Genomic DNA, 25078 nt, shown 5'->3' with positions numbered 1-25078 from the left:
CCTTTTCTATTATTTTTCAGGTGGACGGTAGCCTTCAATTTCTACGTCTTTACCTTCAAATAAAAACCCTACCATTTGCTCTTCTAAAAAAGCACGGTGCTCTGGGTCCATCATATTTAAATGTTTTTCATTGATCAGCATTGTTTGCTTATGCTGCCATTGGCCCCACGCTTCTTTGCTGATGTTGTTGAAAATCTTTTCACCAAGCTCACCTGGGTATAGTTGGAAGCCTAAGCCTTCAGCTTCTTTTTGTAACTTTTGACAAAATACTGTACGTGCCATAATTGCTCTCTACTCTTATTGCGTGATGCTATTGTAATCTATTGTGCTTAATTGTTTAACCAGCTTTTTAGTGGGTGCAGCCAACCCAACTTCAACCGATTCGTCAAGCGGATACCAAACAAGTTGGTGCTCGTTAATAAAATCAGGAATTGCCGGTAAGGTTAGCACATGTGGGTTAATGGTTAATTCAAAATGCGAGAATACATGGGTAAATGCCTCAAGTGCTTGCGTGTTACCAGTTAAACCATGTTGTGCTAAAAAGTGTTCTAACTCGCTGTACTCGGTAAATTCAAAAAAGCCAAATAAACCTCCCCAAATACCGCTACTTGGCCGCTTTTCCATTAATACTTTATTGTCACAGGCTAAAATAAGTTGATGACACGCTTTTTTAGGCACCGCTTTTTTAGGTTTTGAGTGTGGAAACTCTTTCACTTTACCTTGATTAAATGCCTGACATTTACTCTTTAACGGGCATGGCTGACAATCAAACTTACTGCGAGAGCAAAGACTTGCTCCTAAGTCCATCATGGCTTGGTTAAATTCAGTAACCGACTCTTTGGGGGTTAACTGAGACGATAACGACCAAAGCTGGTTTTCAACTTTTTTAACCCCGTACCAGCCCTCAACCATAAAGAACCGCGCAAGAACCCGCTTAACATTACCATCTAAAATAGGGTGATGTTGACCCAGCGATAACGATAAAATAGCGCCTGCAGTCGAGCGGCCAATGCCAGGTAAATCCATGACTTCTTCGAGGGTTGTAGGAAACTTACCTTGGTATTTATCACGGACTATTTTTGCTGTTTTATGTAAATTACGGGCACGGGCGTAATAACCAAGCCCAGTCCAGTGATGTAATACCTGATCTTCATCAGCATTAGCGAGCGCGATAATATCAGGGAAGCTTTGCATAAACTTCTCAAAGTATGGGATGACAGTGATCACTTGCGTCTGTTGCAACATCACTTCGGAGATCCATACTTTGTAAGGGGTTTTATTTAACTGCCATGGCAGTGTCTTACGACCATGAAGGTGATACCAGTCAACCACTTGGTTAGCAAACCAAGTTGACTCCTTATTGCTTAAATTCAAAATAACATCTTTACTTGCTGAAGCTCATTGCGGCTCAGTCTATTGCAGTTAGTTAGGCCAAGCAAGTGAAAACCCAGCATCGAGGCGTGTTGCCCTTACAGGATTAAATAAGAGTTAATATAAGTGTTAATCCGTCCTTAAATAGAGCAAAAGCGCTTCGCATATTTATTCGCGTATTTAACAGCGACACAGCGCTTTTGCCAATTATGTCTCCTACCCACGTCATAGACTCCGCCTTGCCTCAATATCAAATTCACTACAGCAAAGTTAATCTCGAAAGATAAACAGGTCCTAACTATTGTACTCAAGGCGCTGGTCAGGGATAATACGCACCCTTTTTCTATAGTCCGTGTTTTTATCAGGCCAAATTATATGAATGACTCAAGTAACCCTAACCTCGAGCAAGCAAAGCAAGAGGGTAAATATATCCGCACTATTCGTAGTTTCGTTAAGCGCGAAGGTCGCCTAACTAAAGGCCAAGCAGCCGCCATCGAAAAGTGTTGGCCAACAATGGGCCTTGAGCATAAAAACGGCATGCTCGACCTGAAAGACGTCTTTGGTAACGATAACGATATCGTATTAGAAATCGGCTTTGGTATGGGTAAATCACTTGTTGAAATGGCCAAAAATGCCCCTGAGTTAAACTTTATTGGTATCGAAGTACATCGCCCAGGTGTGGGTGCATGTTTAATGGATGCCGATGAAGCGGGTATTACCAATCTACGTGTATTTGAGCACGATGCTATTGAAGTGTTGGCTGACTGTATTGCCGATGAAAGCTTATCTAAGCTGCAACTGTTTTTCCCTGATCCATGGCATAAAAAGCGTCACCACAAGCGTCGTATCGTGCAACCTGAATTTGCACAAAAACTACGTAGCAAGTTAAAAATAGGTGGGGTTTTCCATATGGCAACAGACTGGGAAAATTACGCAGAACACATGCTAGAAGTTATGCAAGTTGCAGAAGGTTACAAAAACCAATCTGAAACAAACGATTATGTTCCTCGCCCTGATTCTCGCCCGTTGACTAAATTTGAGCAACGCGGTCACCGTTTAGGTCACGGTGTATGGGATTTAATGTTTGAACGTACGAAGTAACATAAGGTAAAGCCAGAATGAGTAAGTTAACCAACCCCAGTTTATTATTACTTCGCAACGACGAAGAGTTAGTTGGGCAATCCATTTTAGTGGTTAACTTTGAACAAGATGGCTTTTTACGAGAGCTAAAAGCATTAAACCCAAATGCGGCCATAACTGCATTTAGCTATAACCACGCAAATGCACAGTATGCCAGTAAAATTAATGGCATACGCGCGGTGGTTGATCACACTATGCCTGAAGGGAATTACGACTTAGTTATCTATTACTACCCTAAAGCGAAGCCTGAAGCTTTAATGTGTCTTGATAATATTCGCGCTATTTGTAAAGAAGATGCACAGCTTCTTATTGTTGGTGAAAACAAAGGTGGCGTTAAGTCAGCAGAAAAACAGCTTAAGGATTTATGTGGTTTTAGTAACAAAATCGATAGCGCCAAACACTGTATTCTATACCTTTTTTCTGAGCTGACATTAAACGATAGTTTTGATATCAGCCGTTACCACAAGCCATTTCAAGTTAAAGCGGGCGATCTTGAATTTACCGCTATCAGTGTACCGGGGGTATTTAACCATGGCGCACTCGATGTAGGGACCGCTGTATTATTAAATAACGCTCCTAATATCAGTAAAGGTAAAGTACTCGATTTTGCCTGTGGGGCTGGTGTAATTGCCGCCTATCTAGGAATTAAACACCCTGAACTTGTGTTTACTTGCAGTGATGTCAGCGCACTTGCAACCTATGCAACCACACAGACTCTTGCGTTAAACAATTTACAAGGTGACGCAATATTAAGTGATGGTCTTGAAAGTATTGATGGTAAATTTGATTTAATAATCAGTAATCCACCTTTTCATACCGGCATTGCGACCGACTACACAATTGCTGAAGCGTTTTTAGCTAATGCAAAACAACACCTTACTAAACAGGGTAAGCTTACAATCGTCGCGAACAGCTTTTTGAAATACCCTCCTATTCTTGAAGCACAATTTGGTCAATACACAACTGACTTCAAAAATACCAAGTTTTCAGTTTACTCAGCGGCTTAGTTTTCGTTAATTAATATTGGTTGTTGAAATATTTTTCTTATTATTTAGTTACTTTTTGTTGTCTTTGCTAGACTAAGAAGTTACTAATAATATTAAAAAGATTGGCTTTAGACAGCGCATGTCAATATTCTCTGCACAAACAAGTATTCGCAAAGCTTTAACTAACGCAGTAATGTTAGTTACCGCACTCTGTTTGTCGCTATCAATTTCTATTTCGACCTTCCTTGATGTAAAAGAGCAAAAATCACTCATCATCGATAAGATTACTATTTTATCTAAAATTGTCGCATACAACGCACAAGTTACCGTGCTATTCGACGATAACGAAACAGAAACTGAGCGCTTAAAATCATTTGAGTCAGTGCCTTTAATAAAAAACATTCATATTTACTCTATTGACGAGCTTTCTAATGAACCGGTTTTTTTCAGTAGCTTTAACGCCAGCAAAACGCCGCCCGTTCCGATTAAAGTTGGTAGTATTAATGACTTATTAGTACCTAATGTTAAAGATAAGGTTATTGAGCTTGTTACCCCTATCGTTTACGAGGGGAGCACCATTGGCTATGTGTATATTCGCGGTGGTCTAGACCGATTAAATGAATACATTAATCATAAAATTATGATTGATATCCTACTGACGCTGTTCGTACTGGTATTAGTGTTTTTTGTTGCGCGAAGTATTCAAAAGCGTATTGCAAACCCCATTGATGAGCTGAGTGTGTTACTGCAAGACGTTTCTAAAAATCATAATTATGAAACGCGCGCGCAAAAAACCAATATTGATGAAATAAATCAACTCGCGGGCAGCTTAAATATCATGCTTGCGCGCACTCAAAAACAAATTGAGCGCCATGAAAAAGACAAACAAGAGATAAAACAACTCAACCAAAGTCTTGAAGAAAAAGTAAATCAGCGAACCATTGCCCTTCGTGAAGCAAACCAAGAGCTACTCAACACCCTTGAGCGAATGCATCAATATCAAAACCAAATCGTTGAAAACGAAAAAATGGCTTCGTTGGGCCAAATGGTTGCAGGGGTCGCACACGAAGTTAACACCCCTATTGGTCTGGGGATCACCGGGTCGACGCTGTTGCGTGACAAGCTGGCTGAAATCAATACGCTGTTTGAACAAAAAACCTTAACATCGGCACATTTAAAACGCTTTATAAATGATGGCATTGAAAACCTCGACTTAATTTATCGTAACCTCAACCGCGCTGCCGAACTGGTGTCGAGCTTCAAAAAGGTGGCTGTAAACCAAGATGGCGAAATGACTTCTCTGGTTAACTTACATAACCTACTAAGTGATGTTGTGCTCTCAATGCGTTCAGAAATTGAATACCGCAGCCCTAAAGTAAACATTAATTGCAGTCACGACATTAGCATCGAAACAAAGTCAGGGCCGCTGCAACAGATCTTACAACAACTGTTAAGTAACTCCGTGATACACGCTTTTACTGACAATCAAAATAACGAAATAACCTTTGACGTTGAGCGTAATGAGAGCAGCTTAGTCATTCATTATTTCGACAATGGCGTTGGGGTAGACAAATCGATTAAAAAACGAATTTTTGACCCCTTTGTTACCACCAAACGTGGCGAAGGTGGAAGTGGTCTAGGCATGCACCTCGTTTATAATTTAGTTACCCAAGCATTAGGGGGCAGCATTATTTACGATGAGCTAAGTAATGAAGGCGCTCACTTTATTATTACTCTGCCATTGAACGAAGGTGCAGTTTAATGAGAGCGCTCTTTTATCTATTTGTATTAGTGCTTATAACATACCCCGCGCAGGCTAAGTCACCAGACCAAGTAAAATCGGCATTTTTATTTCAAATTGCGAAGTTTGTTGAGTTCACACATGATGACACTGCACGCCCTGTGTCATTTTGTTTTTACAGTTTAAATAGTGGTCCTGGTGCATTTATGAAGGACCGAGATGAACTGCAAATTAACAACAAACCAATTAATGTGATATTAGTTAAAAAAACTCAGCAAATTTCTGAACTTTCTCAACTTTGTGATATCACATACATTGATGAAACATTAGAAAATGATATACTTCCACTTTGGACCGATACAATTTCATTGGATACTTTAACAATAGGTGAAAGTATCAGTTTTTTAGAAAACGGCGGCATAGCCTCTCTGGTTCAAGAAGGGAATAAAATCCGACTGTATATCAATAAGCAGCACGTATTGCAGCAGAACTTTAAAGTGCAATCTCGATTGTTAGCTATGGCTAAGTTTTATCCAAATTGATTTTACTTGTTAACAATTGGATCTACTCCTATAATCTCTAGTATTCGGTTTTGCTTGATAATACCGAATTTTTGTAAATAAAATTTCCGAAAAGGTTAATATACAATGCAAACGCCAGTCATTCTGATCGTAGAGGATGAAGACGTAACTCGACTAAACCTCGTTAGTTTATTTGAAGCTGAAGGTTACAAAGTTATTGAAGCCATTGATGGCGATGATATGCATGACAAGCTTACAAATAATGATGATGTGAACCTTGTAGTTATGGACATCAACCTACCAGGTAAAAACGGGTTAATCTTAGCTCGTGAATTACGTCAAAAACGCAATGTTGGCCTGATTTTCTTAACAGGTCGTGACAACGACGTTGACCGTATTCTAGGTCTTGAAATTGGTGCAGATGATTACATCACTAAGCCGTTCAACCCTCGCGAACTAACGATTCGTGCGCGCAACCTAATCTCTCGTACAGCGTTAGGTGGCGAAGAAGCTAATATCGAAACAAATGGTGTTATTACATTTAACGGTTGGGAACTTGATGAAAACAGCCGTTGTTTAACATCACCAAGTGGCGATGCTAAACGTCTGCCTAAAGGTGAATACCGTGCGTTACGCTTAATGCTTGATTCTCCTGGTCGTATCTTTAGCCGTGAGCAACTTATTAAGCATATGACTGGCCGCGAGCTACGTGCTAACGACCGTACAGTTGATGTAACAATTCGTCGTATTAGAAAACACTTTGAAAGCGATAACAGCACATCTGAGCTTATCAGCACCATCCATGGTGAAGGCTACCGCTTCATTGGTAAAATTGACAACTAATTAGAACTAATCTTCTAACTGTTGTAAAAATAATTGGAGGGCTTCATGCCCTTCATTTATTTTGTCTGCTAAAACACTTAACCACTCTTGCAGTTCTTCTGCACTCTCATCAAGCGCACCGTGTTCCATCTTTTTAGCATGTAATTGCACATCGTTTAAACCAACAGAACCTGCAGCACCTTTTAGCTTATGGGCTACCGATTTATATTCTTCTCTGTCGTCTATAGCCAGAGCATCGGCTAATTCTGTTTGATACTGCGGGTTAAGCTTAGCAAATAACGCAGCGCTGCGTTTAAACACCTCTAACCCCATAGAGCCAACAAAATCTTCAATGGTTTCAATGTCGAGTAATTCTACTTTGATACCGGAAAGATCTTTCGGCTTAGCGGCTTTAACAGGTGCAGAGTCAGGTACTTTTTGCTGTTTAATATCAAATAGCTCACCCAGCATTTTATCAAGCTTCGTGGTGTTAATTGGTTTTGCTAATGCACCTTGAATACTTATACCAGCGAGCTCCTCTTCGGCGCTTCTTACGTTGGCGGTAAGGGCAACTATCGGTAAGTTATCAAAATGCTCATCATCACGAATTTGCCTTGCTACTTCATCACCATTAATGTCGGGTAATTGCATATCTAATAGCACTAAGTCTAAATCATCCTCGGTGTAAACAAACGACAGCGCATCTTCACCGGTTTCAGCCCAAATAACTTCGTGACCACGCTGCTCTAACAGGTTAGTTGCTATTTCAGCATTTAATGGCACATCTTCAACTAACAAAATGTTTAAGCTGCGAACTGCATAGCTTTGCTCGGTTGGCGCAATACAAAGTTTAAGGGGGATTTCTACCACGAATACACTGCCCTCGCCCTCTGTGCTGCTAACATGTATTTCACCTTTCATAGCACTAACCAATGCTTTGGTTACGGCTAAACCAATTCCCGAGCCAATTGCGTTGGTGCCATTTATATCTGGCGCTTTATAATACATGTCAAAAATACGGTGTAGCTGCTCTTGAGGGATCCCTTGTCCTGTATCACTCACTCGCATCACTAACCAAGGCCCATCTGGGCGATTTTCACGGCGGCATTCGAGTTCTACATGACCTTGCTGGGTAAATTTCACCGCATTATTAATAAGGTTCCAAACAACTTGGCGAAGGCGGGTCGGATCTAAAGACGCATACACATCAAGCGTGCCTTTACGCTTGATATTAAAGTCGAGGCCTTTTTGTTCAGCAATTAAACCCGCAAAGTTCACAACATCATTGATGAAGTCTGCAACATTCACTGAATCGGCTACAATATCAAGTTGCTCACGATCAATTTTATCTAAATCTATAATATCATTAAAGATATTACCCAGCGTTTCAGCACTTGAGAACACCGTATTACACCAGCTTCGTTGCTGCTTATCGAGCTCAGTATCGAGTAGCATGCGGGTTAAACCAACAATGCCATTAAGTGGGGTTCTTAATTCATGGCTCAGAGTAGCAATGAATTTCCCTTTATCTTTGTAGGCTGCCTCTAGCGCTTGAGCAGCTTCTTTACGGCTGGTGATATCACGACCGAACGCAAGTAAGCCTATGTATTCACCTTTTTCATTAATAAACGGCAATTTACGCATTTCAAACCAACGTTTCTCCCCTCCTACAGGGTATTCAACGTCTAAAGTGAGTGCTTGATGAGTCTGCGACACTTTTTTGTCGGTGCGTAATACTTCAGGTAGATAATCGCTTGGGTAAATTTCTTCGACACTTTTGCCAATCAGGTCTTCGCTACTTTTACCAATCACCTCTTCAAACATTTTATTACACCCAGCGAACACACCATTGTTATCACGGTAGTAGAATAAATCGGGTGAGGAGTCGACAATAGAGCGAAGTAACATGCCCTGTTGTGCTAACTCTTGTTGTGTTTTCTTACGCTCGGCAATTTCTCGTCTTAACTCTTCAATTGCTCGGTGTTTGGCATGAAACGCCATTTTACGTTCGTCAATTTCTTCATTAAGGCGACTAATATTGTCTTTTAACGTTTGGTTTAAGAGCTTTTCTTGTTTGGTTGCACTGTCTAAGTAACTGTATGACGCTTCTAACTGACGAATAGAATTTAACAATACAGAAATTAAAATTGGCGATACGACAGCCGTAAAAAACATTACAGCCAATACATCAACTAAGGTTACGGTTCCAACTGCCACGTAGTAAAACATACACGACAATATTAAAGACATAACCAATAACAGGGCATAGCAAGCTGCGGCGGTTTTGAATTCACCGTATTTTGATATAAAGCTTGAGAGTGTGCGAGCCCACGGACTCAAAGAAGAATCAATCATAGATAAAGCTTAGGCACATAATCTAAAAAAAACAGCATAGCTAATTTTATCACTATTCCTTATGAAATATTCATATTGTGCGATAAACACAGAATTTTTTCATCAACGCCGCGTTTTTTATATTTTTTCATGTAAAATACCGCGCTTTAATAATTGCAAAGAATGAGTATTACCATGCAGACCACGATGCCAGATATTGCTGATACGGCTCCCGCCTTACGAACAGGAAAATTAGACTGGGTTGGCATGGGCGAAATTGAACTTCCTTTCATTTTTGAATCTCGCAATATTGCCCCTGTAAATGTAGTTGCTAAAGCACGCGCATTTGTAAATTTACATAAAGAAGATGCGAAAGGCATTCACATGTCGCGCTTATTTTTAGCACTCGATACCTTATCAACTGAACAGCAAGTGAACCCACAAACACTTGCTCAGGCACTTGATACCTTTATTAGTAGCCATGATGATTTAAGTGACCAAGCACAAATTGAATTTAAGTTTGAGCTTCCATTGCGTCGTGAGTCTTTGTTGAGTGGCAAAGTGGGTTGGAAAAACTACCCAATCCACCTAATAGCCAAAATTAATCAAGGTGTATTAAGCTTTGAGCTAATGGTTGATGTCACTTACTCATCGACTTGCCCATGCTCAGCTGCACTCGCAAGGCAATTAATTCAACATGCATTTGATGAAAAATTTGCAGAGCAACAAATTGATAAACAAACGGTTTTAAACTGGCTGGGCACAACAGAAGGGATTGTCGCCACACCCCACTCTCAGCGATCAATTGCAAATGTGAAAGTGAAGCTTGATAACGCTCTCACCAGCTTTGATGTGGTTGGCTTAATAGATGCATTAGAAGGTGAATTAAAAACCCCTGTGCAAGCGGCAGTTAAACGTGAAGACGAGCAAGAATTTGCACGTTTAAATGGCCAAAACCTGATGTTCTGTGAAGACGCGGCTCGTAAAATCAAAGGGCTGTTAGAAGAGCAAGAGTATGCCGATTACTGGTTGCAAATCAACCACTACGAATCACTTCATGCGCACGATGCTGTTGCAATTGCCGTAAAAGGAGTTGCTGGCGGTTATACTGCTTAAATAATTTGGTAACTCCCGACACTTAGGCACACATATTGCTTTTATATTTCAGTGTCAATTTGTTGTTGTGGAGTTACCTTATGGAATTCGCTTTATTATCAATTTTAGTTTTAGTCGTAGTGGCTTCTGTTGTTGCGTCAAAGTTCAGCGATGATGGCGGAAACCCGTACCCTTTCACTCGTAAACAAAGTGTTTTTACTCAAGTTGAAAGTGCTTTTTTAAACCTTCTTGAACGTGCCGTTGGCGATCAATACAAAATTGTAAGCCGCGTAAAACTAATCGATTTAATTGACTGCAAGCAAGGCTTGTCTGTTAAAGCAAAGCGAGCAGCCATGACGAAGGCAAAAGGTAAGCAATTGGATTATGTGCTTATCGATAAAGAAAAGCTAACAATCGTTGCAGCGGTTGATTTAGTAAACAATACCAACAAAGACGGTCATAAAGCACAGCGAGATTGGTTTGTTAGTGGCGCATTAGAAGCGGCTGGTATTCCTCATATTCGTATGAAGGTGAAATCGGGTTATCAACCAAGGGAAGTCCGTGATGCGATTATGTTTAAGCTAGGGAAACCTGCAGCAGCGCCGATAAGACCAACACGCAACCGTGTTACAAAGCCTGCAGTATTGTCGCCATCTCAAGCAAAAGCTCATACGAGCTCTACCGCACTTGCTGAAATATAAGTTGTCATAATAGTGGCAAAAGCAGACTTTCGGGTCTGCTTTTTTGTTTGTTTTATACATTTTTAGGTATAATCATCCTATTCAATCTAAGGAATCAAATATTATGCACGTTGGTATTATTGGCGCGATGGAGCCAGAAGTAAAAATTTTACGCGAAGCAATGGCAAACCCAAGCACGATGACAAAAGCAGGGTTTACATTCTACACAGGCGAATTAGCAGGTAATAAAGTAACACTTGTTCAGTCTGGCATCGGTAAAGTGGCGTCTGCAGTAGCGACCACGTTACTGATTGATAACTTTACACCTGATTGTGTGATCAACACCGGTTCTGCGGGTGGCTTTGAACCGTCATTAAATGTGGGTGATGTGGTTATTTCATCTGAAGTGCGTCACCACGATGTTGATGTTACTGCGTTTGGTTACGAAATCGGTCAAGTACCACAAATGCCTGCTGGTTTTGCAGCTCACCCAAAACTGATTGAAGCTGCAGAACAAAGCATTAGCCAAATCAGTGATGTTAAGACCATGATTGGTCTAATTTGTACTGGCGACTCGTTTATGTGTGACCCGGTACGTATAGAAAAAACACGTGCTGAATTTCCAACAATGCTTGCCGTAGAAATGGAAGGTGCTGCAATTGCTCAAGCTTGCCACGTACTTGAAACGCCGTTTGTGGTTATTCGTTCTATGTCAGATATAGCGGGTAAAGAATCACCGCAGTCATTTGAAGAGTACATTGAAACAGCATCAATTAATTCATCAAAAATGGTTGTGGCCCTATTAGAAAAACTGACCTCGGTGAGTTTATAAGGTGATTACACATTTTGTTCAAACCCATTTGGACATTATTGTATTTTTTATAGCGCTCCTTGCTGAGCGCTTTTTCCCCTTAGTTAGCTGGTATCACCCCAACACTTTTTTAAGCATTATATTCGCAGCCTTGGGAGAGCGTTTATATAACCGTTCAAACCCCACGAGTTATCAATATCTTGCCTCTACCCTTGCCTTTACTTTGACCGTTCTAGTGATAGTCATTCTCGTTGTATTGTTCTTAGAGTTTGCTTTCTACCCCGAGTTACTGAATGGCTTAATCTTATATTTACTGCTAAGTAGCCGCTTACAAGAAAAGAAGTCGCTGCGTATTGCTAGACTCATAAAACAAAATCAAAAAGCTATCGCAAAAGAGCTACTATCGAGTTTGGTTGCACGTGATGTGTCACGACTTTCATCGCCAGGTATCTGTAAAGCCACCATGGAGTCATTGGTGCTGCAAAGTGCGAGGCATTATTTTGCCGTTATATTCTTTTATTTAATCGGCGGCCCTATTAGCGCAATCGTTTATCGTTTATTAACGCTTATTCACCAATCATGGCGTAAAAAGCAACAGCCAAATAGTCCATTTTTAAAACCTATCGCAAAGCTGTTATTTGTCCTTGAGTGGCTACCTACTCGATTAGTTGCCATCACGATTGCGGCAACCAATGCCAGTAAACACAGTATTCATTATATTAAATACTACGGTAGACATTTTTATCAAACGAATACTGGCTGGTTATTAAGTGTGACCTCAGCAGCCTTACACGTACAACTTGGCGGCCCCGCACTTTATCAAGGCGAACGTTACAATAAAATGCGTGTAGGCACCGAACGATTACCCACTGCCGATGATATTCCTGTGCTTATAAACCGTTTAAATCAAGCAAAAGCATTCTGGCTGCTATCAATCGTTGCAATCGAAATAGCCACACTATTGCTCGTTAACTAATTGCGACAAAAAAACCAGCCGAAGCTGGTTTTTTGTTTTGCTTAGTATGGAAGTATTAAGCAACCGTGATCTTTGCAAACTTACGTTTACCTACTTGGTAAATCTCAGTGGTGCCTTTTGCAACTTCAAGCTTAGTATCTGTTACTTTTTCTTCACCATTAATTTTAACTGCGCCTTGCTTGATCATTCGCATTGCTTCAGACGTACTCGCTACTAAGTTTGCTTCTTTTAGCAAATTAGTGATAAAGACCGACTCTTCAGCGATGGTTACAGTCACTTCAGGGATTTCATCTGGTAAAGCATTTTTTTGGAATCGTTTGATGAAATCTTGGTGTGCACCTTCGGCTGCATCTGCGCTGTGAAAACGCGCAATTAATTCTTTAGCCAGTTCAATCTTAATATCACGCGGATTAACACCCTCTGCAACGCGTTGCTTAAGCGCAGCAATTTCTTCAATAGATAACGCACTTAGTAAGTCATAGTAACGCCACATTAGCTCATCACTAATTGACATCACTTTACCAAACATATCGTTTGGTTCATCAGTAATACCAATGTAGTTGCCTAATGATTTAGACATTTTTTGTACGCCGTCAGTCCCTTCAAGCAGCGGCATCATTAGCACTGTTTGTGGCTTTTGACCTTCGTCTTTTTGTAACTCACGACCCATTAGTAAATTAAAACGTTGATCAGTACCACCTAGTTCAACGTCTGCTTCTAATGCAACTGAGTCCCAACCTTGAACAAGTGGATATAAAAATTCGTGGATTGCAATAGATTGGCCACCGGCATAACGCTTTTTAAAGTCATCACGTTCTAGCATACGTGCTACTGTTTGACGCGCAGCCAGTTTGATCATGCCCGCAGCACCTAATGTCTCCATCCACGTAGAGTTAAATGCAACCGTTGTTTTAGCAGGATCAAGAATCTTAAATACTTGCTCTTTATATGTTTCGGCATTTGCAAGCACGTCATCACGGGTTAACGGTTTACGTGTCACGTTTTTACCCGTTGGATCACCAATCATACCTGTGAAATCACCAATCAAGAAAATCACTTCATGACCTAGGTCTTGGAAGGTTTTCATTTTATTGATAAGTACTGTGTGACCTAAATGTAGATCAGGCGCAGTTGGATCGAAACCCGCTTTGATCTTTAACTTCTTACCAGACTTTAATTTTTCAACTAATTCGTCTTCAATTAATATCTCTTCTGCACCGCGTTTTATCTCAGCTAGAGCGGTTTGTAAATCCACTGTGTATTACTCCAAAAATTCAGCTTACCGGGCGTGGTGGCCTATTAGGGTTAAAATAGAACTAAAACATTAAAATTTAGCTAGTTAGCGCCAGAAATACTGCACAAAAATAAAGCTAACTTAACCGTGTTAAGTAAAAGCCCCGAAGGCAGCGCGCGTGATTGTTCTTTATACCGCGTTATTGCATTTTAATGAAGGTACTTTAGTTAACTAATGCATAATTAGTTTAACTCTTGGCATCTGCTGCAAATTTAATCAAAAAAGTTTAACGCGCCTACTAATTCTAGCGTAAAATAGCGCCAGTTTAAATCTACAAAACTCTGGTATTTGCTCTATTTTAGGTATATCCTGCAATATTAGTAATTAATTTTCTTGACAGCAGAAAAAGGCACGTTATGGTTCACGTTGTGCACAAACTCCCCAAAAAACACAAACTGCTTATTCTCGGTTTGGTTTCTGCTATTGCTGGCTTAGCATTATTACCTTCGGAAAAAGCCACCGCATCAAAGGATAACAGTGCGAATGCACTTGAGATTGGCAAGCGCTACGAATTACAAGTTAAAGTTGACGATAACGAAAAACTAACTGAATTAAATTCTGAGCAAGCAGCAGCTAAACTTCCAGAATACGACCTTATCGACCATGAAGTTCGCAATGGCGATAATTTAGCACTTATTTTTAAACGTGCAGGCTTTTCCGCACAAACATTACACAAGCTAATCAATACAAACGCTGAAACGCGTAAACTGACAAAAATTCATCCAGGTGAAGTATTAAGCTTTGCAACCGCAGAAGATGGCTCATTAGCACAGCTTCGCTATGTTATCTCAAAAACAGATACCTTATACGTTACCTTAAACGAAGAAGGTAACTACGACACCTCTATCGATAGTAAAGAGATAGAAACGCTGAGTAAATCAGCCGGTGGAGAGATTAATAGCAGCTTTTGGACATCAGGTATTGCCGCAGGCCTTAGCGAACGTCAAATTATGAACTTTGCTGATATTTTTGGTTGGGATGTCGATTTTGCCAATGATATTCGTAATGGTGACCAATTCGGTTTAATTTACGAAGCACATTATGTTGACGGTGAATATATTGGCGACGGTAAAATTATTGCCGCAGAATTTATTAACCAAGGCGAGCGCTACACAGCAATTCGTCATACAGATGGTAACTTTTACACTCCAGAAGGCCGTAGCATGAAAAAAGCCTTCTTGCGTGCACCAGTTAACTTTAAATATATTAGCTCTAGCTTTAACCCACGCCGTTTACACCCTGTAACAAAGACAGTTAAGCCACACAACGGTATCGATTATGCCGCGCGCACTGGCACACCGGTTGTTTCAGCTGGTAATGGTAAAGTGCTTAAGGCAGGCTACAGTAAGTACAACGGTAACTATGTTTTTATTAGCCATGGCACTCAATACGTGACTAAGTACTTACACTTAAACAAAAAAATGGTTAAAACGGGTCAGAAAGTGAAGCAAGGCCAAAAAATTGGTACGGTCGGTGCCACTGGGCGTGTAACAGGCCCACACTTACATTATGAGTTTTTGGTCAATGGTGTACACCGTAACCCTAAAACGGTAAAACTGCCTAAGTCAGAACCCTTGCCTCGTGATGAGTTAGCCAAGTTTAAACCTATTGCAGATAACTTCTTAGCGCAATTACAGCGTAACCGTGAAATGCAATTAGCCTTAAACAAATAAGCTAAATTAATAATGACAAAGCCGCTGCACGTTGTAGCGGCTTTTTTGTGCTTGGCCCTAAATTACCTTACGAGTAAATAAATAAGCTGAATAACCATTGAGATCATCACTAGAGGCCAAATGTATTTAGCGTATTTAGTTGCGCCATCAAGGCCCAGTTTTGAATGGTACTTTTCAAGTAACGGCACCAGAATAACCAAGGCAATAAACAAGCAAAGTAAGATAACAAATATATTCATGGTGGCTTCCTAATGTAGACGGTAATGTAGCCAGTCTATAGGCAAAAAAAAGCGCAGTAAAATTACTGCGCCAGTCGGTTGGAAGTAAAATGTGTAATCGCTTTATTAACCTACAATCGCTAACAAAATACCTGCTGCAACAGCGCTGCCCAGTACCCCTGCAACATTTGGCCCCATTGCATGCATTAACAAGAAATTATGCGGGTTACTTTCAAGGCCTACTTTATTAACAACACGCGCAGCCATTGGAACGGCCGACACTCCAGCAGCCCCTACTAGCGGGTTAATAGGTGATTTAGAAATCTTATTGAGGCCTTTTGCCATAAAGACACCAGACGCTGTACCAATGGCAAAAGCCAATGCACCAAGTACTAAAATACCTATCGTTTCGACAGTTAAGAACTTATCGGCAGCCAGTTTTGAGCCAACAGCAAGACCTAAGAAAATAGTGGTAATGTTAATGATCTCGTTTTGCGCACTATTACTTAAACGGTCAACAACACCAGACTCTCGCATTAAATTACCTAAACAAAACATGCCAACAAGAGGGGTTGCCGCTGGTAAGAACAAAATAGTTAGGCTCAATACCATAAGCGGGAAAATAATCTTCTCGGTTTTCGACACAGCACGTAATTGTGGCATTTGAATTTGGCGCTCTTCAGGCGTTGTTAAAGCTCGCATGATGGGCGGTTGAATTATAGGAACCAATGCCATGTACGAATAGGCAGCTACTGCAATGGCACCTAATAAATCAGGAGCCAATTTCGACGCTAAAAATATTGCCGTTGGACCATCTGCACCACCGATAATAGCGATAGCGGATGCATCTTGCAGGGTAAACTCAAAACCTGGAATAAAGTTAAGTAAAATGGCACCAAATAAGGTTGCAAAAATACCAAACTGAGCAGCAGCCCCCAATAACAACATGCGAGGGTTTGCAATTAAAGCACTAAAATCTGTTAATGCACCCACCCCCATAAAGATCAACAGTGGAAAAACACCTGAGTCGATACCAATGTGATAAACATAATATAAAAGCCCACCTGGGTCAGATAACCCAGCAACTGGAATGTTTGTCAAAATAGCGCCGAAGCCAATGGGTAAAAGCAGCAACGGCTCAAAATTACGTGCAATTGCCAAATACAGCAATAAGCACCCTACGGCAATCATAATCAAAGCTGGAAAGGTAAAGTTTGCTATACCCGTTGCATGCCAAAGGTTTAAAAGACCATCCATCTTCTATCCCCTACGCTAACGAAATCATAGCATCGCCAGTGGTAACTGAGTCACCTTCGGCTACTAAGATTTCAGCGACAGTGCCTGTATGTGCAGCACGAACTTCGGTTTCCATTTTCATTGCTTCCATAATGATAACCACATCGCCTTGATTTACCGTTTGGCCCGGCTTTACCTTAATTTTAAAGATATTACCCGCCAATGGCGCATTGAGCGTTTCACCCGCTGACGCTGATGCCGATTGTGGAATTAATTCGCTGTCTTTAAGAGTAACTTCTTTAAGCTCACCACCTTGCGCTACTACGACATCGTAAACTTTCCCATCAACTTTTACGCTATACTGCTCAGCTTTAACGGCATTTTTACCTGACGTAGGTTGTTTACTTTCAGTCTGGGCAGTTTCAGCGGTTGGAACTGCTTCAAATGCATCAGGATTATGGCGGTTTTTAATAAACTTCAAGCCAATTTGCGGGAATAATGCATAAGTAAGCACATCATCAATCACTTCATCAGCAAGCTCTAAACCTTGCTCTTTGGCTTCTTTTAAAAGCTCAGCTTCTAATTTCTCAAGTTCAGGCTCAAGTTTATCAGCAGGGCGACAAGTAATCGGTTCAGCACCATCAAGGACGCGTTCTTGCAACTCTTTATTCATTGGCGCTGGTGTCGCACCATATTCACCTTTAAGTACACCGGCAGTTTCTTTAGTGATTGTTTTATAACGCTCACCAGTTAATACATTAAGTACCGCTTGTGTTCCTACTATTTGCGAGGTGGGTGTAACAAGCGGAATGAACCCTAAGTCTTCACGAACACGCGGGATCTCAAGTAATACTTGGTCTAATTTATCTGCTGCACCTTGCTCTTTAAGCTGGTTTTCCATGTTAGTTAACATGCCGCCAGGCACTTGTGCTAGTAAAATTCGACCATCAACCCCTTTTAAGCTGCCTTCAAATGCCGCATACTTTTTGCGAACATCACGGAAGTACGCAGCAATTTCTTCAAGTTGATTTAAATCGAGTTCAGTATCGCGCTCTGTGCCTTCAACAATTGACACAATTGTTTCAGTGGCACTGTGGCCATACGTCATACTCATTGACGATATTGCGGTATCAAGCATATCAATACCCGCATCAATTGCTTTTTGATATGTTGCAGTGCTAAGCCCCGTAGTCGCATGACATTGCATAGCAATCGGAATTGAAACTGTCTCTTTCAACCCTTTAATGAGTTGCTCACACTCATACGGTTTTAATAAACCCGCCATATCTTTAATACAAATAGAGTGACAACCAAGCTCTTCTAATTGTTTAGCAAGTTTTAACCACATATCAAGCGTATGAACAGGGCTTACCGTATACGAAATAGTCCCTTGCGCGTGCGCTCCCACTTTAACAGCCGCTTTAATCGCCGTTTCTAAGTTACGTACATCATTCATCGCATCGAAAATACGGAATACATCAACGCCATTTTTATGGGCGCGTTCAACAAATTTTTCAACAACGTCATCAGCATAGTGGCGATAACCTAAAAGGTTTTGACCGCGTAATAACATTTGCTGTTTAGTGTTTGGCATTGCCGCCTTTAGCTCACGGATACGCTGCCAAGGGTCTTCACCTAAATAACGGATACAGGAGTCAAAAGTAGCTCCCCCCCATGATTCAATAGACCAATAACCTGCATGATCAAGCTTTTCGGCAATAGGCAGCATATCATCTAGGCGCATACGCGTTGCTAAGAGAGACTGATGCGCATCACGCAATACTAATTCGGTTAGTTTTAATTTAGCCATGTTCAAGCTGCTCCGTTATTGTTGTTTATTTCTAAATTGAGCGATAGCAGCGCTGATAGCTGCAATATGTGTCGGTGGTACCCCTTGCTGAGGCTGTAATTTTGCGGTTCGGACTGGAACTGAGCTCGCAGAGTTTTCAAATCGCCCCAACAATTTCGACATCAGCAGTACGGCTGAAATCAAAATACTGAGAAAGATAAATACACCCACCATACCCGTTAGCATTAAGCTGGCTGCGGTTGTAAGTAAGCCACCAATATCCATACTGCTCCCCTCGCTACTCAGAATAAAAAAACACTTAAATCGAATATTTATACATTCATAATAACAAACAAAACTTATTTTTAAAGCTTTATTGTCAATTGGTAAAACCAATTAATTATAGGGTAACACATCAAACAATTAATTAACACCAAGCCATTACGGCAATTAACTACCCAATATAGACGATAAAAATACTCAATATAGTCAAAAGTTATATGTAAAAATAGTTAACTGTGTAACGTAGCAGCGTAAAAATCAGCTAAAGCAAGGGGTTTGGTAACTCGTATGCCATACAGGTTAAATTGGTCTTACCAAGAAAACATACTCACAGGCGTCCACTTTCAGCATAGAAGTTGAAAAATTATCACTATGAATAAGTTACATGATCACTCGTAATAATTACCAAACGACACGCCACAAAAAAAACCGAAAAAAAACTAACAAATTGAAAAATAAGGACTTTAAAACTTTGGTATGGAACTCGCTTCAGTCTAATCAACCGAAACGAAATTAAATAACCAAGGAGAACATTATGTTACGCTGGACAGTTACTTTTTTAGTTATAGCGCTAATCGCTGCAGTGTTAGGTTTTGGCGGTATTGCAGGGGCCGCAGCAGGCATAGCTAAAATCATATTTTTTATATTCTTAGTTTTACTTGTTATTTCACTTATATCAGGTGCTCTTAGAGGCAATGTACCTAAGTAATAATAAACCAACAGCAATTTACTTTACTAATTTATTTACAAGGAATTTCATTATGAAAAATTCAACTTTAAAAGCAGCTACTATCGCCCTATTTTCAGCTTTATTTATTATGGGGTGTGAAGACAACACAGCAGAAGAAGCTGGTGAGCGCATTGATGAAGCAGTAACCGACGCTCAAAATGCAGTAGAAGATGCATGCGAAGAAGTTAAAGAAGGTGTAAAAGCAGAAGAAACTAACTGCTAAAAATAGAGACTTTACGAAAAAAAGCGGCTTTATAAGTCGCTTTTTTTCGTAAAGCATTGGTATTTTTGAAAAACATATACAAAATAACAAAGTATTTTTTTACTTTTACCTAATATGTATACTAAGCTGATATTGCTAAGAATGGACTATCAGCAGTATTCCATTGTTTTCTAGCCAACTATAATTTATTGGGAGATAACAATGTTAACCAGCAAACTATCTAATGCTATAAGATTAGCAATTAGTACAGGCTTCGTGTCATCAGTTTTACTGTATGCACCAACAAGTTCAGCCGAAGAAGAAACTGAAGCAAAAAAAGATCTCGAAGTGATATCAGTCACCGGTAGTCGGATTAGACAACCTGGTGCGGTCTCTGCAAGCCCTATTGTTTCAATTGGAGAAAAAGAACTAGGTTATCAACAAGAACCTGAAGTAGAGCAAATCCTTAGAACCCTTCCCTCTACAATCCCTGGAGACGGTAGTAACGTAAATAATGGCTCTGGCGGTGCCGCAACCATTAACTTAAGGGGCTTAGGTTCACAACGCTCTTTAGTGTTAATGAATGGTCGCCGGATGATTCCATACAACTATAATGGGTCTGTTGATAGCTCAACAATCCCCACAGCCCTCATTGAAAGAATTGACATTATTACCGGTGGTGCCTCTGCGGTATACGGCTCAGATGCGATTGCAGGTGCTGTGAATGTAGTCTTAAAAGATGACTTCCAAGGCGTTGATTTAGACTTTAAGCACTCTGAAACAGGTGATGGTGATGGCGATAAAGACAGCATAGCCCTGACAATCGGCTCTAATTTAGAAGATGATAAAGGCAATGTGGTTCTCTCTTTAGGCTGGAGCCAACGTGATCAAATCTTACTGGGTGACCGTCCGCTGGGCCTACTCGGTATAGAAACTAAAACAGGTGCTAACTACGAGCAATTCCTCAATGGTGAACCCCCAATTCCAGCACCAGCAGATTGTAGCGGTCCAAACTCTGTTGAAAGTGGCGGTTCAACAACTGCATTCCCTACGAGATTTGCGATTGTAGGTGCGGGTACAACAGGTTCTGGGCAATTTAGAAATGACGGAACATTGCAACCAGACACCTGTAGTGTATTTAACTTTAACCCTTATAACTTCTACCAAACACCTTCAGAGCGTTATTCTGCTACAGCCATTGCTAAATATAACTTAACTGATGAGCATAAAGTATATTCAAGCTTCAACTACACAAATACCAGTGTTGATACTCAGGTCGCACCATCTGGAACATTTGGTTCAAGCTTCAACTTACCGCTTGCTAATCCACTAATTGGTGACCAAGCTAGACAATTTATGATTGACGGAGCAACAGCAGCTCTGGCAGCTGGAAGCTTAGATGATAGCAACTGGCAAGACGTCAATGGCAATGGTATCGTTGATAGTGAAGACTATTTAAAAGTTCAACTTCGTCGTAGAACGTTAGAACTTGGCGCAAGAACAGAACGTTATGACAGTGCGCAATTCCAACTTGTAACTGGTGTGACAGGTTTCTTCCTTGATGACTGGGAATACGATGTTAGCTACCAATATGGTGAATCTAACAGAACCACAGTGCGTGGCGGCTATACTAACCTAACTAATATTCAAAATGCTCTTGATACAACAGATGGTGTCACTTGTAAAAATGGTGATTCTAGCTGTGTGCCAATCAATTTATTTGGTGGTTTCGGTACAATCACTGAAGAAATGGCAGGATACGCTCAAGCAATCGCCCTGCAACAGCAAAAATACAGCCAAGAAATTTTCACCGCAACGGTTAATGGCGCCATTAATTTTATCGAAATTCCAGGTGCAGGTGCGCCACTTTCGATGAGCTTTGGTTATGAAAATCGTCGCGAAAAAGGCCTTTTTGAACCGGATGAATGTTTAAAACTTGCCCCTGCAAGCTGCCAAGGGGGAGCCGGTGGTAACCAGCTACCGATTTCGGGTGGCTTTAAAGTTGATGAGGTATTTTTAGAAGGTTACCTACCTGTGTTAGATGGGTTACCTGGTGCTGAAACACTTGATGTTGAATTTGGTTTCCGCTGGGCAGACTATGACACTGTTGGTAGTAACGAAACTTGGAAGCTCGGTTTTAACTGGCGCCCTGTAAGTGATGTACTTGTTCGTGTAATGCAACAACAAGCAACACGTGCACCTAATGTTGGTGAGATTGCATCACCTGTAGTCACAGGCTTAGACAATGCACAACAAGATCCTTGCTCTGTCGCAAATGCCGCTAATATTGATGCAACGTTGAGACAACTTTGTATTTCAACTGGCATGACTGACGCGCAAGTAGGTAATGTACAAGATGTAATATCTGGTCAAGTGCAAGTTATCAGCGGGAGCGATCCTTTAAACCCACCTGGTGCTGAAGAAGCAGAAACATTTACTGCGGGTATTGTCTGGACGCCTGAGTTCAGTGCAGTTGAAAACTTTACAATTACACTCGATTACTACGATATTGATATTGATAATATTATTGGTAACTTCTCAGCTCAGGAAATTCTAGATGCATGTTATGTACTTGGCGATGCAAACGAGTGTGCAAAAATCAACCGCATTGGGGGTGATTTAACAATTGCTGGCGCGGGTATTGAGCAATTTACGACCAACTTAAAAAACCAACGCGCCGAGGGTGTAGAGCTTGGGTTTAATTTTGGTATTTTGCTTGATGATATGGGCGAATTGCAGTTCTCTGGTAATGTAAACAAATACCTAACTCAAGAATCACAAAGTTCCAGCACTGCCCGCATTATTGACTGTAAAGGGTATTTCAGCACAAGCTGTGATCCTGTTTCTGAATTACGCTGGGTACAACGTACTAGCTGGATTTGGGAAGACTTTACGGTTTCATTACAATGGCGCCATATAGATGGTGTTGATGTTGAGCCAATCGAAGCACCTAATGTTTTTGAAGAATTCAGAAGTATTGAAAGCTATGATTACTTCGATTTATTTGCCAGCTATCATGTTACCGAATACATGAATGTTACATTCGGTATTGATAACATGTTTGAAAAAGAGCCACCTGTAGTGGGCGGTGAAGCTGGTGATACAAGCTCAAACTCAGGTAACACATTCCCAAGTAACTATGACGTTTTAGGTCGTCAATTTAAAATGGGTGTGAAGTTAAAGTTTTAATAACTTAAAACCAGAGCGGCTTATAAAGCCGCTCTTTTTTTACTTAATTTTTTACTTACATTGAACAGTTAATACCTTCCCTGACGCCATACTGTTAATTTGCCAATGACCATCGACTAAACTCACCTTCGCTATATCACTTACTTCAAAGTCGCCGGGCACATTCAAACGGGTTAAATTATCAGCCAGTTGCTGCTGACAGTATGGGGGTGTATCACCATGCATTACCAACACCGGCTTATCAGTGCGCTTTGCAAAGTCATTGATTGCATCTCGATATACTTTAAAGGCGTCGCAGTCGCTTCGGCGTGAATCAGCGCATGGCTGCTTTTTAGTTGAACGATAGATATCGGCTTGAAAGCCAAACACATATGCCTTCGCACTCTGATTAACTAACGCCTGATTTAACCAATTTACATTGAGCTTGTCTCGTGTATCGGCCGCATCGAGTGCAACATGTTTATCAGTTTTTAGTATTTGAGAGCGGCCATTAAACGTACCTGGTATATGCAAAGTGCGAAACTCTATTCCGTCAAACTGCCAGCGAGCGTTTTCAAGCATATCGGCCTGCTGTGTAAAGCCCTCGAGCTGCTTCGCTTTTTTAACGTATGCTTCGTCATACATTAATCCTTTAACGTAGTTTAATCGCTCAAGTTCATCAAAACGGGGATTTAGCGTAGCACGGTCACAGTCGGTCCATTCATTGTCGCCAGGCGTGTAAATAAATGGCTGAGAAGAAAGAGAAGTAAGTAGTTGTTTATTGCTTGTTAAGAGTTCATTGGTACATGCAAGAGAGCCAGATTTCATATCACCTAAATGCATCAAAAAGCCATGAGGTGTAGTCGCAACAGCTTTTGCTAACTTGCCATTGGGCTTAGCAAGGTTAATTTCATCAATCGGTGTATAAGGCATGTCGGCCATAACTAAAAACGAGTTAGTGGCCACTGTAAGAGCTAAAGATAATGAGCTAACGAGCATAATATTTTCGCCTAAAAACGCATTCACTTAAACTCTAGGTAGCTTAATTAAGCTGTTTAGAGACAGATAAAACGGGCAATAGCAAGGCGAAAAGCTTCATCATTACGTTGTTCTAGATAGAAACTTTTAACGCAGCTTGCGTCAGGTTTAACCCCTCTGAATGATTAAGTAATATTGCAGGTTGGTATAAGCTCTCATAATGACAACAAAATGAAAACCAACTACGGTAGTTTTTTTCTAAAAATGATAAACTTCATGTATCAAATAATGTGAGTACTATGAATGTCGCTAAGTATAACTTACACACTAGATAAACCTTATTACTATGAGTGCTTTGATGAGTCATTGCCCTACTCTTCACAGGCAAAACCAAAATATCCATTATTATTATTGCTAATAAGCCTAGGGTTACTTGCCTTTTATATGCTTGAAAACCATTACCTTGGCAGCTTTATGTTTATGCTGGCTATCGTTGAGTGTTTATCGTTTTACTACAAACGCCCTTGGTGGGTCACTAGACAAATGCTGAGTCGCGCATCAGGCAGTGAAGTAACCGTTAGTTTTGATGATGAGGGTGTAAAAGCCGAAAACCCTTACAAAAGCTACCAATTAAGTTGGCAGCAAATCAATGAGATTATTGAAACAGAGCGGGGTTATATTTTAAAAGCAGACAAAGGTATGCAGTATTTATCAAAGCAAGCGCTAAACGAAGCAATGACCACCGTGCTAAATAAAAGAGCCACTCAATGAGTGGCTCTTAAAAAATCTTGTTGCTGATTAAACATTACCCGGATTAGGGTTAGATTTCTCTGCTTGGATTCGCATGTAAATTTCTTCACGATGTACAGAGACATCTTTAGGTGCATTTACACCAATGCGAACCTGATTTCCTTTAACACCAAGAACAGTAACTGTTACTTCGTCACCGATCATTAGGGTTTCACCTACTCTTCGAGTTAGTATTAGCATTCTCTTGCTCCCATGTTCCAAAAAATTAAAAGATTCCGCGT

The 25078-nt window shown here is 40.6% G+C and carries 24 protein-coding genes; 14 read left to right on the top strand and 10 right to left on the bottom strand.

Annotation, left to right across the window (positions count from 1 at the left end; all coding sequences use genetic code 11):
• Nucleotides 1-9: 9 nt before the first annotated feature.
• Nucleotides 10-282, bottom strand: a complete 273-nt coding sequence (locus tag BM378_RS14520) for an oxidative damage protection protein (RefSeq protein WP_036970432.1) — start codon at nucleotides 280-282, stop codon at nucleotides 10-12.
• Between the two features lie 15 nt (nucleotides 283-297).
• The gene (gene mutY / locus BM378_RS14515) at nucleotides 298-1374 is read right to left on the bottom strand and encodes an A/G-specific adenine glycosylase (RefSeq protein WP_371915640.1); all 1077 of its coding nucleotides are present in this window, start codon (nucleotides 1372-1374) and stop codon (nucleotides 298-300) included.
• A gap of 372 nt (nucleotides 1375-1746) precedes the next feature.
• Here mutY and trmB point away from each other — a divergent pair, with 372 nt between their 5' ends.
• The 5 genes from trmB (at nucleotide 1747) to arcA (ending at nucleotide 6602) form a co-directional block, all read left to right on the top strand.
• Nucleotides 1747-2472, top strand: a complete 726-nt coding sequence (gene trmB / locus BM378_RS14510) for a tRNA (guanosine(46)-N7)-methyltransferase TrmB (protein ID WP_074989461.1) — start codon at nucleotides 1747-1749, stop codon at nucleotides 2470-2472.
• 17 nt (nucleotides 2473-2489) lie between these two features.
• A complete protein-coding gene (locus BM378_RS14505) occupies nucleotides 2490-3518 on the top strand; it encodes a methyltransferase (RefSeq protein ID WP_074989460.1) in 1029 nt (342 codons plus the stop codon).
• A gap of 118 nt (nucleotides 3519-3636) precedes the next feature.
• Nucleotides 3637-5259 carry an ATP-binding protein gene (locus BM378_RS14500; RefSeq protein ID WP_074989459.1) on the top strand — a complete coding sequence of 541 codons (1623 nt, stop codon included), beginning with the start codon at nucleotides 3637-3639 and terminating at the stop codon, nucleotides 5257-5259.
• On the top strand, nucleotides 5259-5780 hold the full coding sequence (locus BM378_RS14495) for a YfiR family protein (protein ID WP_036970447.1): 522 nt from the start codon (nucleotides 5259-5261) through the stop codon (nucleotides 5778-5780). Before BM378_RS14500 ends, BM378_RS14495 begins: the two co-directional genes overlap by 1 nt.
• Before the next feature lie 105 nt (nucleotides 5781-5885).
• Nucleotides 5886-6602, top strand: coding sequence for a two-component system response regulator ArcA (gene arcA / locus BM378_RS14490; protein ID WP_036970449.1), 717 nt, complete (start codon nucleotides 5886-5888; stop codon nucleotides 6600-6602).
• Between the two features lie 6 nt (nucleotides 6603-6608).
• Here arcA and arcB read toward each other — a convergent pair whose 3' ends face one another.
• Nucleotides 6609-8936 (bottom strand): aerobic respiration two-component sensor histidine kinase ArcB, encoded by a 2328-nt coding sequence (arcB, locus tag BM378_RS14485; protein WP_074989458.1) that lies wholly within the window; start codon nucleotides 8934-8936, stop codon nucleotides 6609-6611.
• Between the two features lie 174 nt (nucleotides 8937-9110).
• Between arcB and folE2 the strand changes: the two genes are divergently transcribed.
• The 4 genes from folE2 to BM378_RS14465 all read left to right on the top strand — a co-directional run bounded on the left by folE2 (nucleotide 9111) and on the right by BM378_RS14465 (nucleotide 12477).
• The gene (folE2, locus tag BM378_RS14480) at nucleotides 9111-10031 is read left to right on the top strand and encodes a GTP cyclohydrolase FolE2 (protein ID WP_036970453.1); all 921 of its coding nucleotides are present in this window, start codon (nucleotides 9111-9113) and stop codon (nucleotides 10029-10031) included.
• An 80-nt stretch (nucleotides 10032-10111) separates the two neighbouring features.
• On the top strand, nucleotides 10112-10711 hold the full coding sequence (locus tag BM378_RS14475) for a DUF2726 domain-containing protein (protein WP_036970456.1): 600 nt from the start codon (nucleotides 10112-10114) through the stop codon (nucleotides 10709-10711).
• Nucleotides 10712-10814: 103 nt separating this feature from the next.
• Complete coding sequence (gene mtnN, locus BM378_RS14470; protein WP_036970459.1) at nucleotides 10815-11522, top strand: 5'-methylthioadenosine/S-adenosylhomocysteine nucleosidase; 708 nt, start codon at nucleotides 10815-10817, stop codon at nucleotides 11520-11522.
• 1 nt (nucleotide 11523) lies between these two features.
• A complete protein-coding gene (locus BM378_RS14465) occupies nucleotides 11524-12477 on the top strand; it encodes a cobalamin biosynthesis protein CobD/CbiB (protein WP_036970462.1) in 954 nt (317 codons plus the stop codon).
• 55 nt (nucleotides 12478-12532) lie between these two features.
• On the opposite strand, the gene tyrS is transcribed toward BM378_RS14465, so the two are convergent.
• On the bottom strand, nucleotides 12533-13732 hold the full coding sequence (gene tyrS / locus BM378_RS14460; protein ID WP_065978412.1) for a tyrosine--tRNA ligase: 1200 nt from the start codon (nucleotides 13730-13732) through the stop codon (nucleotides 12533-12535).
• Between the two features lie 395 nt (nucleotides 13733-14127).
• Here tyrS and BM378_RS14455 point away from each other — a divergent pair, with 395 nt between their 5' ends.
• Nucleotides 14128-15444 (top strand): peptidoglycan DD-metalloendopeptidase family protein, encoded by a 1317-nt coding sequence (locus tag BM378_RS14455; RefSeq protein ID WP_036970468.1) that lies wholly within the window; start codon nucleotides 14128-14130, stop codon nucleotides 15442-15444.
• A gap of 62 nt (nucleotides 15445-15506) precedes the next feature.
• Here BM378_RS14455 and BM378_RS20440 read toward each other — a convergent pair whose 3' ends face one another.
• The 4 genes from BM378_RS20440 to BM378_RS14440 form a co-directional block, all read right to left on the bottom strand.
• On the bottom strand, nucleotides 15507-15683 hold the full coding sequence (locus tag BM378_RS20440; protein ID WP_162898025.1) for a hypothetical protein: 177 nt from the start codon (nucleotides 15681-15683) through the stop codon (nucleotides 15507-15509).
• A gap of 105 nt (nucleotides 15684-15788) precedes the next feature.
• On the bottom strand, nucleotides 15789-16919 hold the full coding sequence (locus BM378_RS14450; protein WP_036970471.1) for a sodium ion-translocating decarboxylase subunit beta: 1131 nt from the start codon (nucleotides 16917-16919) through the stop codon (nucleotides 15789-15791).
• Between the two features lie 10 nt (nucleotides 16920-16929).
• Nucleotides 16930-18708 carry a sodium-extruding oxaloacetate decarboxylase subunit alpha gene (oadA, locus tag BM378_RS14445; protein WP_036970475.1) on the bottom strand — a complete coding sequence of 593 codons (1779 nt, stop codon included), beginning with the start codon at nucleotides 18706-18708 and terminating at the stop codon, nucleotides 16930-16932.
• A gap of 15 nt (nucleotides 18709-18723) precedes the next feature.
• Complete coding sequence (locus tag BM378_RS14440) at nucleotides 18724-18972, bottom strand: OadG family transporter subunit (RefSeq protein WP_036970477.1); 249 nt, start codon at nucleotides 18970-18972, stop codon at nucleotides 18724-18726.
• 532 nt (nucleotides 18973-19504) lie between these two features.
• Between BM378_RS14440 and BM378_RS14435 the strand changes: the two genes are divergently transcribed.
• The 3 genes from BM378_RS14435 to BM378_RS14425 all read left to right on the top strand — a co-directional run bounded on the left by BM378_RS14435 (nucleotide 19505) and on the right by BM378_RS14425 (nucleotide 23090).
• The gene (locus BM378_RS14435) at nucleotides 19505-19678 is read left to right on the top strand and encodes a DUF1328 domain-containing protein (protein WP_036970480.1); all 174 of its coding nucleotides are present in this window, start codon (nucleotides 19505-19507) and stop codon (nucleotides 19676-19678) included.
• 52 nt (nucleotides 19679-19730) lie between these two features.
• A complete protein-coding gene (locus BM378_RS14430; protein ID WP_036970483.1) occupies nucleotides 19731-19922 on the top strand; it encodes a hypothetical protein in 192 nt (63 codons plus the stop codon).
• 201 nt (nucleotides 19923-20123) lie between these two features.
• Nucleotides 20124-23090, top strand: coding sequence for a TonB-dependent receptor domain-containing protein (locus BM378_RS14425; RefSeq protein WP_036970486.1), 2967 nt, complete (start codon nucleotides 20124-20126; stop codon nucleotides 23088-23090).
• Between the two features lie 51 nt (nucleotides 23091-23141).
• On the opposite strand, the gene BM378_RS14420 is transcribed toward BM378_RS14425, so the two are convergent.
• Nucleotides 23142-24095, bottom strand: coding sequence for a hypothetical protein (locus tag BM378_RS14420; RefSeq protein WP_227006836.1), 954 nt, complete (start codon nucleotides 24093-24095; stop codon nucleotides 23142-23144).
• 255 nt (nucleotides 24096-24350) lie between these two features.
• On the opposite strand from BM378_RS14420, the gene BM378_RS14415 reads away from it, so the two are divergent.
• Nucleotides 24351-24818 carry a YcxB family protein gene (locus tag BM378_RS14415; protein WP_074989457.1) on the top strand — a complete coding sequence of 156 codons (468 nt, stop codon included), beginning with the start codon at nucleotides 24351-24353 and terminating at the stop codon, nucleotides 24816-24818.
• Nucleotides 24819-24845: 27 nt separating this feature from the next.
• Here the strand turns inward: BM378_RS14415 and csrA are convergent, their stop codons facing one another.
• Nucleotides 24846-25037, bottom strand: a complete 192-nt coding sequence (gene csrA, locus BM378_RS14410) for a carbon storage regulator CsrA (RefSeq protein ID WP_036970495.1) — start codon at nucleotides 25035-25037, stop codon at nucleotides 24846-24848.
• Between the last annotated feature and the right edge of the window lie 41 nt (nucleotides 25038-25078).

The sequence above is a fragment of the Pseudoalteromonas lipolytica genome, assembly GCF_900116435.1.
GTDB lineage: Bacteria > Pseudomonadota > Gammaproteobacteria > Enterobacterales > Alteromonadaceae > Pseudoalteromonas > Pseudoalteromonas lipolytica.
Note: the sequence above shows the minus strand (reverse complement) of the source record. Positions and strands in the feature narration are given on the sequence as shown.